Raw genomic sequence first — 13,514 nt, forward strand, 5'->3', positions numbered from 1 at the left:
CCAGCGTTCGTCCTGAGCCAAGATCAAACTCTCCATAAAAGTTTGGTTATAATGGACACCAATCCATTATTTATTTCTTAGCTTCAAAAATTGACCTCAGGAGGATAAGTCTTCCTCGTTCAGAACCTAGTCTGACTCAGACTTCTTACCTCTGACATCTTCATATTACATACTGGTTGTTTTGTTCAGTTTTCAAAGAGCAAATTTATCACGTCGCTTTTTTCCGCGACAAGATTCAATTATATCACCTTAAGCAATCCATGTCAACAGCTTTTATCTTTCGACATTTCGTCTGCTCAAATTGGCGACTTTATTATAATACCACAGTCACTAACTGAAAGTCAATAAAAATAATTCAGTTTATGTCGGTAGTTCGTGACGCATCTTTTTGCGACGTTTTTTACTTTATCATGGTTCTATAGCAAAGTCAACGGTAAATATACCGAATCTGAACATACTGCTGTCCTGCATTATCAGCTATTTATATATACCCCGCAGCTTTATCAGAACATTATTTTCCTGTTTATGACTAAAGGAAACAATAAATCTTATAAGCTCATTCCTTCTCGCTTTTTTCGTTTCAGCATAATAACTTATCTAACTCCAGCCCTAAAGGCAGCTGTTTTGGGCAGTGGTAGTTTACCCCCCCCCGCCCAAAAACAGTGCCAACATCAGCCTACTATATAGTAATTATGCAAAACCCCAGCTTAATGTTACTGCTCACCAAGGGAATATTTTTGTTCATAGAGACCAGTAACTTTCGATTTCTCTTTTACAGATCGAATTATTTTTTTATCCAGTAAGTACGAGAAAATAGCTGCTAGATCCAGCGAATAGGATTCCACCATAGGCACTGATTTTAATTCTGCGTAGGACCATCCACTATCCCTTGTTCGTAAAATATTTAATAAATGCTTTACTGAAGACGCCGATCTGGAGCTAATTATAAAATCCATCGCAATCAGCATAAGTTTAACTCGTTTTTCCATCTCTTCTTTACTATCAATAAACTCTTCATATAATTTATATACTTCCAGATCAATTTGTCTTACCTGCCTCCATACCGTTACCTCCGGGTAGTACCCTTGTTCAATAACAGCAAGCCTGGCCAGGTAGTGGAGTGAGTAAAGAATTTTACTGTACGTATCCTTATATTCACTCAGTTCAAATAAATACTTTGCTTCATGATAACTTTTGACCAGTTTGCCAAATTCAATGGTTTTGCGTAATTCCCTTTTATTTACAGGAAAATCACGTAGCTGGTTTTTCAGTTGGAAGACATACCCATCTTTATCCAATACTGCTTTTCCGTAAATAATCCACTCCACCGCCCGGCGATAACCACTTGTATCAATCCAGTTCATCAGCAATCCTTCATTTACAACGTGCAATGCAATTGATTTTCCTTCCATGTTATAATGCTTTGTATACCAGCTTTTATTTATATTTTTTACGATGATTAAAAGTATGACGTCAAAACTGTCTGTAACAGGACTATTCGGTTCTGTTTTTTCCATAATTAATATACCCAATGTATTTAAATCACTCGCATATTCCTCATATAAAGGCTGCAGATGATGATCCATTATAGAACTCCTCCAAATTATCGGTCAATTTCCTACTAAATATCTTGTCTTTAATATATTTCGTTACAATTAGATGAAATCCTGTTTATGTAACAAAATTTTAATAAAAATATGCTATACTACATAATGAAATAGGTAAGGAGGGCCAATATGGCACAACTAGTTTATTCCAGTAAAATTAATAAAATAAGAACCTTTGCCCTGCTGCTGATTTTTGGCGGAATTCTGCTAATGTACGGTGGGCTGCTAAGCCGCGGCACTGACTGGTTAATGTTTACGCTCTTTGCACTTGGAGTTTTAATGGTGCTACTCAGCTGTGTTGTATATTTATTTATTGGTACGCTTTCTCTTAAAGCCGTGCCCATCGTTTGTCCAAGCTGTGAAAAACCGACCAAAATGCTCGGACGTGTCGATGCCTGTATGCACTGCAAGCAGACATTAACACTTGATAAAGACCTGGAAGGCAAAGAGTTCGATGAAAAATATAATAAACGGCGTTACAGCAAAGAAAAAAAGAACAGTGAGAAGCAATAGAAAATCAAGATTCCTCACGACTATGGTTCACTTATTCATCCGATCAAAAAATCCGTATCATTCAGTACGGATTTTTTGATTTATTATTTGTAATGATAAAGTATTACTACCTGCCAAAAAAGAGGGATGAAAATGATATTAGTAATCGACAATTATGATTCCTTCACCTATAACCTCGTCCAATATATTCGGCAATTAGACAAAGAGGTGTTCATCAAGCGAAATACGGAAGTAACCATGGAAAAAATCGAACAAATGAAGCCGTCCCATATTCTGCTTTCACCGGGGCCTGGTCACCCTAATGGAGCAGGATTTAGCTTGAAAGTTGTAGAACATTTCCACAAAAGCATTCCAATACTTGGTGTTTGCCTTGGCCATCAAATCATTGCCCAATACTTCGGTGCGGATATTATAAAAGCAAAACAGCCAATGCACGGGATTGTTTCTGCCATTCAGCACGATGGAAAAGGCATTTTCCAATCCATTAAAAGTCCGTTGTCCGTTACTAGGTATCATTCGCTGATTGCAGATACGAAAACTTTTCCCGATTGTTTAGAAATCAGTGCTGTGTCTGTTGATGGTGAAATAATGGGCTTTCGGCATAAAGCGTACCCTGTAGAAGGGATTCAGGCTCACCCGGAAGCCATTTTAACGGAGCATGGTCTTGATTTATTAATGAATTTTTTTATGCAGAAAGGGATGAATAAAAATGCATCCGATGCTACATTTTGATTTCGTTGATGAAAAGGGAGAGAAACGACCTTTCTTATTTAAAAACCCGGCAGCTATTATAATTGCAGAAACAACAGAGGAAGTACTGCCAGCCTTAAAAAAGGTTCAGGATGCCGTTGATCAAGGGTATTATGCTGCTGGCTATCTTTCCTATGAAGCTGCTCCTGCGTTCGATCCGGCCTTTAACGTACATAAGGCTAAATTCATGCCGCTATTATGGTTTGGTATTTTTAAACAGCCTTCCCCTGAAATGATTGAAGGTGGGAAAAGCTTCCACACAACAGACTGGATTGCACAAACAAGAATTGATGAATATTACCAGCATATAAACCGTATTAAACAAGCAATTGAAACGGGAGATACATACCAGGTTAATTATACGATTCGCATGCTGTCCAATTTTAGCGGTGACCCAAAATCGTATTATAGCCAACTGGCAAAGAAACAGGCAGCAAATTACAGTGCCTATCTTGATATCGGCGATTTTTCCATATTATCTGCGTCTCCCGAACTGTTCTTTCATTTAAAGGATCAAAAGTTGATGACAAAGCCGATGAAAGGCACGGCAGGAAGGGGCGCAACACTGGAAGCTGACAGGGACAACGCAGCATGGCTTTATCATTCGGAAAAAAACCGGGCAGAAAATGTAATGATTGTAGATATGCTTCGAAATGACTTAGGGATGATCGCTAAGCCCGGAACAGTAGAAGTACCAAAGCTGTTTTCCATTGAAGCATATCCAACCGTATATCAAATGACATCCACTGTAACTGCAGAAATTCCTGATAAAATAGATTTAGCCGCTATCTTCAAGGCTTTGTTTCCGTGCGCTTCCATTACCGGCGCCCCGAAAATAAGTACAATGAACATCATTCACCAGCTGGAAAATAGTCCGCGCGAAGTATACTGCGGGGCGATAGGATTTATTACTCCTGAACAGGAAGCAATTTTCAACGTCCCAATTCGCACTGTCGTGATTAATCATAAAACGAATATTGCTCAGTACGGTGTAGGTGGTGGTATTACCTGGAATTCCGATAACGAAGAGGAATATGAGGAAATTTTAACAAAAGCCAAAGTACTGCAGGGAAGGTGTTCTGATTTCCATTTATTGGAAACCATTGGCTGTTACGATGGAAAATACCTTCTTTTAAAGGAGCATATGGAAAGATTAAAACAATCGGCCAGGTACTTTCAATTTCCAGTTAATATAGAAGAAATAGAAAAAAAGCTGTTTAATTTCAGAAAGAACCATAAAGTTGGCAGCTGGAGAGTTCGTTTGCTGCTGGCAAAGGACGGAAAAATAACGATTGAAGGACAGGGAATCACATCACATCAGACTGTCGCAAAAACAGCGCTTGCAAGAACTCCAGTCAATAGAAATGATATTTTTCTTTATCATAAAACAACCAATCGGGACATGTATAAGGAAAAATTACAGGAGCATGAAGATAAATTTGATGTTTTGCTATGGAATGAGGATGAGGAATTAACCGAATTTACGATGGGCAATGTGGTAGTTGAGGTGGATGGAGCACTTTTCACTCCTCCGCTTTCCTGTGGTTTATTGGATGGAACCTATAGACGCGCCTTATTGGAAAAAGGAATGATCAGAGAAGAAATCATTAAAGTCAGCCAGCTGCCCGCATGCTCGAAGGTCTGGTTTATTAACAGTGTTCGTGAATGGATACCTGTAGAAGTAGAATAAAAATCAAAAATCCAAATGTCTTAAGCATTTGGATTTTTGATGGCAAATAAAGTGAAACTTCATTCAGTGGGGATTTTCTTTTTATCCCCACTGAATGTTAGTTGAACGAATCGGGCCGTTACTGGCTGTTGGATCTCCCACTTAAAATTTTCATGTTTCCTTCATTACTTGAAGTGGGAGTCTTACGACGCACAGGACGTGCTAGTGCCGACAACGCCACAATTCTTTATGATGGGACGAGGAACTACTGTCCCGTAGTCCCAGGACGTGGCGTTTTTGTCGGCCAGCCAGTTACACTGCGATAAATTAATTATTGCGTTGGTGTTGCTGCCAGCTGGCATTCCTCGCATTTCCCGTAAACTTCCATACGGTGATAACTGACATCAAACCCTGTTACCTGTTCAGCCAAGGACTCCACCTCATCAAGCGGGGGATAATGAAAATCCACAACCTTGCCGCATAAATCACAAATAATATGATAATGTTGTTCTGTATTGCAATCAAACCGGCTGGAGGAATCTCCATAGGTCAATTCTCTTACAAGTCCGATTTCACGAAGTACACGCAAATTATTATATACTGTCGCCACACTCATATTCGGGAATTTCCCCTCAAGTGCTTTATATATTTCATCGGCTGTTGGATGTACCATAGAATTCAAAAGATATTCAAGTACCGCATGGCGCTGTGGTGTAATCCGGACGCCTGATTCTTTTAAGGTGTCCATGGCTTCCTGTAAACTTTTTTCAGACATCGTCATCCACCTCTCTTCCCAGATTTTATACTATATCATTAAAGTTATTATTTTATAATATTTATAATTAGTGTACGTCCTATATGTGATGTATGTCAAATAAAGTATTTTATCCAGAAAGGAAGAACGGGAACGGTTTGCCGGGCTTGAGTAAATGAGCAGATAGATTGGAAGTCATTTACATAACCTCAGATATCCGCTATCAATGGTCGTTCTTCCTGACCCAACTGCTTATTGACAAATCTTGCGGCAACAAATAAAAAGTCGGACAACCGGTTTAAATAAGAAACAACCAGCGGATTCACCTCCTCCACACCTAACGCGGTACGCTCTGCCCGTCTTGCCACAGTTCTTGAAGCATGCAGTGCACTTGCAGCACTGTGCCCGGATGGCAGAATAAATTGTTTTAACGGTTCCAGTTCTTGATCCCATTCATCAATCTGGCTTTCCAATTCCTCAATATGCTCTTTTTTTAGTTTCCAGGCAACCTCTTTATCCGTTGGTGTAGCAAGCTCTGCACCTACATGAAAAAGTATCGTCTGTACACGGTGCATTTTTTCGAGAAAATTATCCTTTCCTTCAAAAATTTCGTTGTTTAAAAAGCTGAGCCCCCAGCCTATCATGGAGTTCACTTCATCACATGTCCCGTAAGCCTCCACGCGAACATCATTTTTTGCAACCCTTCTGCCATAAACGAGTGATGTTTGTCCTTTATCTCCTGCTCTTGTATAAATTCTTGCCATAATTAGTACCCCCTCGATGTATTAATTTTATTGATAAAATCATCTTTTCCTGAATGGTATACTTGCAGGTTTTTCTCAAAAATAGCTAGCGCCCGTCTGACATAATGTTTGGACATCCCTGATAAATGAGGTGTAATCGTGATATTTACTTCCTTCCAAAATGGATGATCTTCAGAGAGTGGTTCTTCTTCAAACACATCCAATATGGCATGTGCTATTTCACCCTCTTGTATCGCCTTTAACAGATCACCGCTTTTCACCAAGTCCCCTCTTCCCATGTTTAGAAAGATTGCATGGTTCGGCATCTGCTCGAAATATCCATATTTAAATAACCCTTCCGTTTCTTTCGTGCTCGGCAACACAGAAACAACAAGATCAGCATGCGGCACGAGACTTTCCAAATCTTTTGTCTGGTGATTTTCATCAAAATGAGTGACAGGTTTTCCGCTTTTAGAGACGCCTACTGTTGTAACGCCAAAAGCCTGGGCAAGCCGTGCTGTCTCCTGGCCGATCGCACCTGTCCCAAGCACAAGCATTGTTTTCCCTTTCAGTTCCTGCATGCGTATGCTTCGATCCCAAATTTGTTCCTGCTGATTATTTAATAATGTTTTTGTCTCGCGAAGCACTTGAAGCAGCATAGAAATCGCATATTCAGCCATCGGTGTTTTATGAATCCCGCGTGCATTAGTCACATATATTCCTCTTTCAGCAATCTCTTTAAACGGCATTGTTTCCATTCCTGCCGATAAAACCATAATCCATTTCAGCTTTGCTGCATTCGTTATAAGTTCAGCGTGAAGGTCCTCTCCATATGTAACAAGCACTTCCGTTTGATGTATATAGGCTTTGGCTGCATCCATATTATTGCAAAAAACAAATTGCTTATCCGGATATTTTTCTTGTAAAGCATTTTTATGTTTTTGTGAAATCCTTGCAGAAAAAAGTATCACGATGATCCCCTCCCTGTTTACTCTCTTTTTTCTATCATAAAGGTTTTTCTCCTGAATGAACAATAGGAAGGTATATTAAAATTGATATTATGCACTTTAATTATTTGCACGCTTACTGAGGCTTTGAATATTCACTATGATTTTCTCCTGTCTTTAAGTCAGTGAAACTCAAATCTCCTATGAGGATGTTGATTAGTAATGGAATTCTTTCAAATTTATACTTCTTCAGTGATCTTCCGGTAGCTGTTATTGTTCTGGCTGTTCTCCTTCCCGATGGCTCAGGATATGGATAAGGAGGGAGTGAAGTTATTAACCGAGAAGGATTTGACAATGTCCGGAACTTCCACATAGTGAATGAACGATTTTTCCTGCCCGTACAGATTTCTCGATGAAAAATCGGCCTTCCTTCTTTTTTTAAAATCAATATAGAAATGTATAGAAACAAAGGTGACAGGAGCAAAATCAGTAGAATACCAAGCAATATATCTGATAGTCTTCTCATAGATGGTCTCCATTTATGCTGTGCAGTCGAGCGGTACTCTCTTTCATATTTGTTTTCCAGTAAATCCATTTCTCACTCTCCACTTCCAGTTGTCCCTTTTTACTAAAACTTATTCAACAGAAGCGAATATATTACCCCAGATGTTAAAACCTTACATCTCAGTCAGACAATTAATATAACGGGAGATGATAAACTATATTGAAAGGTAAATCTTTTTAATCTAAACTGATAAGAAGCATCTGCAGTGAAACTAACTAGTAACTACGTGCACTTCCGATTTTCTTAGATAGTCTATTTATGGAAAGTACGGCAACGGGTAACAATATCAAAAACAGACGCTTAAGGAGTGAAGGCAATTGAGTAAAACAGCAATCATTGACTGGCTAGAGAAAAATAAACATACTTACACTGCCATGGCACAGGATATTTGGGATAACCCGCAACTCGCTTATGAGGAAGAGTATGCAAGCGGGAAACAGAAGATTGCTTTGAAAGAAGCGGGGTTTTCCATTCAAGAGAAGATAAACGGCCTCGATACCGCCTTTATCGCTGAATACGGACAAGGTGCGCCAATCATTGGGATCCTTGGTGAATTTGATGCACTTCCAGGTCTTTCTCAAAAACCGAGACCGGAAAAACAGGAATTGATAAAAGACGGTCCCGGACACGGCTGCGGCCATAACTTGCTTGGAACTGCAGGTGTGGAAGCAGTTATCGCACTGAAGGAAAAAATGGAGGCCGATCACATGGAGGGAACGATCCGGTATTACGGTTGTCCCGCCGAGGAGGTACTATCCGGAAAAACCTTCATGGCCAAGGCAGGCGTTTTTAATGACCTTGATTGTGCCTTAACCTGGCATCCGATGACAGGCAATGCTGCCATGTATAAGCGCATGCAGTCCATGGTTTCAGTCAAGTTCCATTTTAAAGGAAAACCGGCCCATGCCGCTGCCTCACCGGAAGCAGGAAGAAGTGCCCTTGATAGTGTGGAAATTATGAACATTGGCGTAAACTATTTGCGTGAGCATGTACCCGATGGCACGCGCATGCATTACACGATTACCGATGGAGGACAGGCTCCTAACATCGTACCGGAAACATCAACTGTGTGGTATTTCCTGCGGGCGAGCTCGAAGGAAGAAGTGGAAAAGATTTTCCGAAGAGTAAAAGACATCGCCAAAGGGTCTGCCCTGATCAATGACACTGAAGTGGAATCAGAGATGTTGGCATTCCCTTATGAGACCCTGCCAAATGACCCGTTAAATGAATTAATGTACCAAAACATGCTAGAAAGCAAGCCGCTTGTTTATACAGAAGAAGAACAACGTTTTGCAGAGGAACTTGCCAAAACATTGCCGAGTGCTGGTAAACCTGTGGAAGAATTGCTGCGAACTTCCATTTCCTTTAAACCTTATAAGGCAGCTTCTATGCCAGGATCGAGCGATGTAGGAGATGTGAGCTGGATTGCACCGATGGGAATGATTACCACAACATGCGCACCTAAAGGGACAGCCTTACACTCCTGGCAGGCAACCGCTTCATTCGGCACGGAAATTGGTTACAAAGGAATGCACCTTGCCGCAAGCAGCATGGCACTATCTGCTTATGATGTGCTTATAAATACAGATAACATTCTGGAAAAAGCACAGGAAACTTTTGATGAATTGCGTGACGGGAAGGTATATGAGGCTGGGATTTAACAGTATTCTTTTTATATGTATTTAGGGTTCACGCAGATAGGCAAGAAGACAGCCTTCCAAAGACTGTCTTCTCACCCACTCACCTTAAACTCCCGATAATTGCTCCCGAATATATTCAAGTGCTTCTTCCACATGACCTTTCACTCGGACTTTGCGGAACTCTTTTTGCAGTTTACCTTCTTTATCAATAATAAACGTGGAACGCTCAATGCCATAATACTCTTTACCGAAGTTCTTTTTCAGCTTCCAAACACCAAAGTCTTCCGCCACCTTATGATCCTCATCCGCTAACAGCAGAAACGGCAGATCATGTTTATCAATAAATTTCTGATGACTTTCCACCGGGTCCGGGCTGATACCAATAATTACGGCATCCACTTCCCCGAATTTTTCATGGGAATCACGGAAATCACATGCCTCTGTTGTACATCCTGGTGTCATATCTTTTGGGTAAAAATAGAGAACAACATGCTTTCCTTTAAAATCAGACAAGCTCACGTCTTCCCCATCCTGGTTTTTAAGTGTAAAGTCTTTTACTTCTTTCCCTGGTTCAACTGTCATCTTGATCCCTCCAAAAAATCTTTACAATTACTATAGCATATAGCGTGAGTTGAATCATTCATTTCCGCTTTGCCGTCCACGCTGTACTATACGTAATACAAAGGCTGTCGGCAAAATATATCCAATTAGCGCCTGAATCACAGCAATAAATCTGCCGATTCCGATGGGTGTTATATCGCCGTAGCCAATCGTCAACATGGTTACACCACTGAAATACATGGAATGAATGATGGATCCCAAAATATTGACCTGTCTCAATTCACCATGTTCGACGAGAATGATACCCTGAAAAGAAAGTATAAAATAAATGAGTCCGAAGCCGACAATAACAATAACAAAAATGATCACAAGTGAATAAAACAGTTCCAATGAAAATCGGCTGTCCCGCATTTCCACCCGGAATTTCCCACCGCGAATAAATTCAATAAGACTTTTTATTACGACAAAAGCTATTCCAATAAGGATAAGCCAAGGAATGATAAGCATAATATCCCCTTCATTTTTATTCTCTTAATTAACTATATGCCGAATGTAGTACAAGCTTGTCATTTATTTTTTTATTCTTTACGATAAAATAGATACGCATGGGAATAAAATGAGGGAGGCATTATTTAAATGGATTTTACGAAATCAGAGGCATTACATAAAGAAGCATTGGATCATATAGTCGGTGGTGTTAATTCTCCTTCACGATCTTATAAAGCAGTGGGCGGCGGAGCACCTGTATATATGGAGCGCGGTCAAGGTGCTTACTTTTGGGATGTGGACGGACATAAATATATTGATTACCTGGCAGCATACGGACCAATCATTACCGGGCATGCCCACCCGCATATTGCCAAGGCGATTGCCGGGGCGGCTGAAACAGGCGTATTATATGGAGCGCCAACCAGATTGGAAAATAAATTTGCGAAAATGTTAAAGGAGGCCATCCCTTCTTTAGAAAAGGTTCGCTTTGTAAATTCCGGCACGGAAGCGGTAATGACAACGGTACGTGTAGCAAGAGCCTATACGGATCGAACGAAAATCATCAAATTTTCCGGATCCTACCACGGTCATTTTGATGCTGTGCTGGTTGAAGCTGGGTCAGGGCCAGCGACTTTGGGAACGCCTGATTCAGCCGGGATCCCACGTTCCGTTGCCGAGGATGCAATTACGGTACCATTTAATAATATCGAAGCTTTCAAAGTTGCCATGGATAAATGGGGAGATCAGATTGCTGCAGTATTAGTAGAACCAATTGTTGGAAACTTTGGCATCGTCACACCAACAGAAGGTTTTTTACAGGCGGTAAATGATATTACACATGATGCCGGAGCACTCGTTATTTACGATGAAGTGATTAGTGCATTTCGATTTACCTACGGGAGTGCACAGCAGGTGTATGGAGTTGAACCAGACATGACTGCAATGGGGAAAATTATTGGTGGTGGCCTACCGATTGGCGCCTATGGCGGACGTAAAGATATTATGGAACAAGTTGCACCACTTGGACCGGCATACCAGGCCGGAACCATGGCCGGAAACCCAGCTTCCATGGCAGCTGGCATTGCTTGTCTGGAAGTTTTAAAGGAAGATGGTGTTTACGAAAAACTGGATCAGCTTGGGGAACAGCTTGAAAAAGGTATTTTGGAAAAAGCAGATAAATATGATGTTCCAATTATAGTAAATCGTTTATGCGGTGCTTTAACAGTGTATTTTGCCTCAGGCACGATAAGTAATTATGAAGATGCCGAAGCAAGTGATGGCCAAACTTTTGCTGTATTTTTTAAAAACATGCTGAACCAGGGAATTAATTTAGCACCATCCAAATATGAGGCATGGTTTTTAACGACGGAACATACCGAAGCGGATATCAATCAGACGATTGAAGCTGTTGGGCAGGCTTTTGAAACGATAAATTAGTGGATTAAACTAAAATAGGTCTCTGTACATTCTTCATAAATGTGCAGAGACCTTATTCTTGCTTTGCTATTAGTCATCATCCAAATGCTGAACCTGGTATAAATCGTAATAATTCCCTCTCTGTTTCATCAATTCATCGTGTGTTCCTAATTCCACGATTTCTCCGTTTTCAATCAAAACGATCCGGTCTGCATGTGTAATTGTGGCAAGCCGGTGTGCTACGATAAATGTTGTGCGTGTGGAAGCTAGTTTCTCAAGTGCTTCCTGAATCATATGCTCACTCTCCAGATCCAGCGCAGAGGTAGCTTCATCAAAAATCAATATCGGCGGATTTTTTAAGAAGACTCTTGCTATAGCAATCCGCTGTTTTTGACCACCGGATAACTTTACCCCGCGCTCTCCAACAAGTGTGTCATAGCCATCCGACATTTCCTGAATAAAGTCATGGGCATTCGCTAGCTTGGCTGCTTCTACCACTTCCTGATCTGTAGCATCCGGGTTCCCCATCCGAATATTCATGGCAACTGATTCACTGAACAGAATATTATCCTGCAGAACCATTCCAATATTATTGCGGAGCGACCTTGCTTTTATATTTCGAATATCCTGCCCATCCACTTTTATCGATCCGCCGCTCACATCATAAAAACGTGGTATAAGACTGATTAATGTGGATTTTCCTCCGCCACTCATCCCGACAAAAGCAATCGTCTCCCCTTCTTTTACATCCAGATTGACATTTTTTAATACCTGTTTTTCTTCATCATAACGGAACGAAACATTTTGCATCGAGATAGAGCCATTCACTCGCTTTAACTCTTTAGCATCTTCTTTATCTGTCACATCATATTTTTCATTAGCGAATTCAAACACACGGTCAATAGAAGCAATTGACTGCACAAGTACTGTCGAAGAGTTGATCAGTCTGCGGAGCGGGCTGTACACCCTTTCCATATAACCGACAAATGCAACCATTGTACCCAATGTGAGATTTTCATTAATAACATGATAGCCTGCAAATGCAATTACAAGTAATGGGGCAAGATCTGTAATTGTATTTGTAACTGCAAAAGTTTTTGCATTCCAACTTGTATGATCAAGTGCCTTTGTTAAAAAGTTACTATTCCTTCCCTCAAATTGTTCCTGTTCGTAATCCTCTAATGCAAAGCTTCTTGTCACCGGCACTCCTTGAACCCGCTCATGTAAATGGCCTTGCACTTCAGCCAGCGCTTGAGAACGCTGCCTTGTCAAATCTCGCAGCCTTCCATAGAAATATTTTATGGAAAAACCGTAGAAAGGAAATAAAATAATAGCTACAATGGTCAGCCAAAAGTCCATCGTCAGCATAATAATGATTGCAATTACTATCGTTACCAGATCCAACCACACATTCATGAGACCGGTTATTACAAAATTCTTCGTTTGTTCGACATCATGTATTACCCGGGAAATAATTTCGCCGGTTTTTGTCCTCGAATAAAAATTCAAGCTTAATTTTTGAATATGATCAAACAGCCGGTCTCTTATATCATAAAGAATTGTATTTCCAACCCATTGTGCCAGGTATTGTCGAAAGTATTCAATGGGCGGACGTAATAAAAGAAAGACAACAAATGCACTTCCCATCAGCCAAAACAGCTGGGAAATCTTTTCGTCATTTGTCATTCCTTCTGCTCCAATGATGTTATCGATGACAAATTTCAAAATTAATGGCATCATCAATGGAATACCAAATTTTAAAACACCTATCATCACTGTCCAAAATATTTTCCATTTATACGGTTTTACAAATTGCATATACTGTCTAATACTGCTCATAATTGATCTTCCTTAAATTAT

At 40.4% G+C, this 13,514-nt stretch carries 13 protein-coding genes; 5 read left to right on the forward strand and 8 right to left on the reverse strand.

Going from position 1 to position 13,514, the window contains the following annotated elements; genetic code table 11:
* Positions 1–713: 713 nt before the first annotated feature.
* A complete protein-coding gene (locus ACDX78_RS17950; protein ID WP_486029541.1) occupies positions 714–1,586 on the reverse strand; it encodes a nucleotidyltransferase-like protein in 873 nt (290 codons plus the stop codon).
* A 150-nt stretch (positions 1,587–1,736) separates the two neighbouring features.
* On the opposite strand from ACDX78_RS17950, the gene ACDX78_RS17955 reads away from it, so the two are divergent.
* From ACDX78_RS17955 to pabB, 3 genes are all read left to right on the forward strand, one after another.
* Complete coding sequence (locus tag ACDX78_RS17955) at positions 1,737–2,120, forward strand: DUF2614 family zinc ribbon-containing protein (protein ID WP_486029542.1); 384 nt, start codon at positions 1,737–1,739, stop codon at positions 2,118–2,120.
* A gap of 132 nt (positions 2,121–2,252) precedes the next feature.
* Positions 2,253–2,852, forward strand: a complete 600-nt coding sequence (locus ACDX78_RS17960; RefSeq protein ID WP_486029543.1) for an anthranilate synthase component II — start codon at positions 2,253–2,255, stop codon at positions 2,850–2,852.
* On the forward strand, positions 2,830–4,560 hold the full coding sequence (pabB, locus tag ACDX78_RS17965; RefSeq protein ID WP_486029544.1) for an aminodeoxychorismate synthase component I: 1,731 nt from the start codon (positions 2,830–2,832) through the stop codon (positions 4,558–4,560). The genes ACDX78_RS17960 and pabB overlap by 23 nt, the downstream gene beginning before the upstream one ends.
* Positions 4,561–4,870: 310 nt before the next feature.
* Here pabB and perR read toward each other — a convergent pair whose 3' ends face one another.
* The 4 genes from perR to ACDX78_RS17985 form a co-directional block, all read right to left on the reverse strand.
* Complete coding sequence (perR, locus tag ACDX78_RS17970) at positions 4,871–5,314, reverse strand: peroxide-responsive transcriptional repressor PerR (RefSeq protein ID WP_486029545.1); 444 nt, start codon at positions 5,312–5,314, stop codon at positions 4,871–4,873.
* Positions 5,315–5,502: 188 nt separating this feature from the next.
* The gene (locus ACDX78_RS17975; RefSeq protein WP_486029546.1) at positions 5,503–6,057 is read right to left on the reverse strand and encodes a cob(I)yrinic acid a,c-diamide adenosyltransferase; all 555 of its coding nucleotides are present in this window, start codon (positions 6,055–6,057) and stop codon (positions 5,503–5,505) included.
* 2 nt (positions 6,058–6,059) lie between these two features.
* Positions 6,060–7,007 (reverse strand): D-2-hydroxyacid dehydrogenase, encoded by a 948-nt coding sequence (locus ACDX78_RS17980; RefSeq protein WP_486029547.1) that lies wholly within the window; start codon positions 7,005–7,007, stop codon positions 6,060–6,062.
* Between the two features lie 112 nt (positions 7,008–7,119).
* Positions 7,120–7,578, reverse strand: a complete 459-nt coding sequence (locus tag ACDX78_RS17985; RefSeq protein WP_486029548.1) for a sugar transferase — start codon at positions 7,576–7,578, stop codon at positions 7,120–7,122.
* 287 nt (positions 7,579–7,865) lie between these two features.
* Here ACDX78_RS17985 and ACDX78_RS17990 point away from each other — a divergent pair, with 287 nt between their 5' ends.
* Positions 7,866–9,209: an amidohydrolase gene (locus ACDX78_RS17990; RefSeq protein ID WP_486029549.1), complete on the forward strand. Its 1,344-nt coding sequence runs from the start codon at positions 7,866–7,868 to the stop codon at positions 9,207–9,209.
* An 84-nt stretch (positions 9,210–9,293) separates the two neighbouring features.
* On the opposite strand, the gene bcp is transcribed toward ACDX78_RS17990, so the two are convergent.
* Together bcp and ACDX78_RS18000 are read right to left on the reverse strand one after the other, a co-directional pair.
* On the reverse strand, positions 9,294–9,770 hold the full coding sequence (gene bcp / locus ACDX78_RS17995; RefSeq protein ID WP_486029550.1) for a thioredoxin-dependent thiol peroxidase: 477 nt from the start codon (positions 9,768–9,770) through the stop codon (positions 9,294–9,296).
* A 54-nt stretch (positions 9,771–9,824) separates the two neighbouring features.
* On the reverse strand, positions 9,825–10,256 hold the full coding sequence (locus ACDX78_RS18000; protein WP_486029551.1) for a potassium channel family protein: 432 nt from the start codon (positions 10,254–10,256) through the stop codon (positions 9,825–9,827).
* A gap of 129 nt (positions 10,257–10,385) precedes the next feature.
* Here ACDX78_RS18000 and ACDX78_RS18005 point away from each other — a divergent pair, with 129 nt between their 5' ends.
* Positions 10,386–11,675 (forward strand): glutamate-1-semialdehyde 2,1-aminomutase, encoded by a 1,290-nt coding sequence (locus ACDX78_RS18005; RefSeq protein WP_486029552.1) that lies wholly within the window; start codon positions 10,386–10,388, stop codon positions 11,673–11,675.
* A gap of 69 nt (positions 11,676–11,744) precedes the next feature.
* On the opposite strand, the gene ACDX78_RS18010 is transcribed toward ACDX78_RS18005, so the two are convergent.
* Positions 11,745–13,493 (reverse strand): ABC transporter ATP-binding protein, encoded by a 1,749-nt coding sequence (locus ACDX78_RS18010; RefSeq protein ID WP_486029553.1) that lies wholly within the window; start codon positions 13,491–13,493, stop codon positions 11,745–11,747.
* Positions 13,494–13,514: the final 21 nt, after the last annotated feature.

This window comes from Virgibacillus oceani (genome assembly GCF_041521345.1).
Lineage (GTDB): Bacteria > Bacillota > Bacilli > Bacillales > Amphibacillaceae > Virgibacillus_N > Virgibacillus_N oceani_A.

Excerpts from the sequence above, each read along its gene's own strand:
- ACDX78_RS18000 (WP_486029551.1), bottom strand. The coding sequence starts at position 10,256 with ATGCTTATCATTCCTTGGCTTATCCTTATTGGAATAGCTTTTGTCGTA.
- ACDX78_RS17960 (WP_486029543.1), top strand. The coding sequence starts at position 2,253 with ATGATATTAGTAATCGACAATTATGATTCCTTCACCTATAACCTCGTC.
- perR (WP_486029545.1), bottom strand. The coding sequence starts at position 5,314 with ATGTCTGAAAAAAGTTTACAGGAAGCCATGGACACCTTAAAAGAATCA.
- bcp (WP_486029550.1), bottom strand. The coding sequence starts at position 9,770 with ATGACAGTTGAACCAGGGAAAGAAGTAAAAGACTTTACACTTAAAAAC.
- pabB (WP_486029544.1), top strand. The coding sequence starts at position 2,830 with ATGCATCCGATGCTACATTTTGATTTCGTTGATGAAAAGGGAGAGAAA.
- ACDX78_RS17950 (WP_486029541.1), bottom strand. The coding sequence starts at position 1,586 with ATGGATCATCATCTGCAGCCTTTATATGAGGAATATGCGAGTGATTTA.
- ACDX78_RS17985 (WP_486029548.1), bottom strand. The coding sequence starts at position 7,578 with ATGGATTTACTGGAAAACAAATATGAAAGAGAGTACCGCTCGACTGCA.
- ACDX78_RS18005 (WP_486029552.1), top strand. The coding sequence starts at position 10,386 with ATGGATTTTACGAAATCAGAGGCATTACATAAAGAAGCATTGGATCAT.
- ACDX78_RS17955 (WP_486029542.1), top strand. The coding sequence starts at position 1,737 with ATGGCACAACTAGTTTATTCCAGTAAAATTAATAAAATAAGAACCTTT.
- ACDX78_RS17975 (WP_486029546.1), bottom strand. The coding sequence starts at position 6,057 with ATGGCAAGAATTTATACAAGAGCAGGAGATAAAGGACAAACATCACTC.
- ACDX78_RS18010 (WP_486029553.1), bottom strand. The coding sequence starts at position 13,493 with ATGAGCAGTATTAGACAGTATATGCAATTTGTAAAACCGTATAAATGG.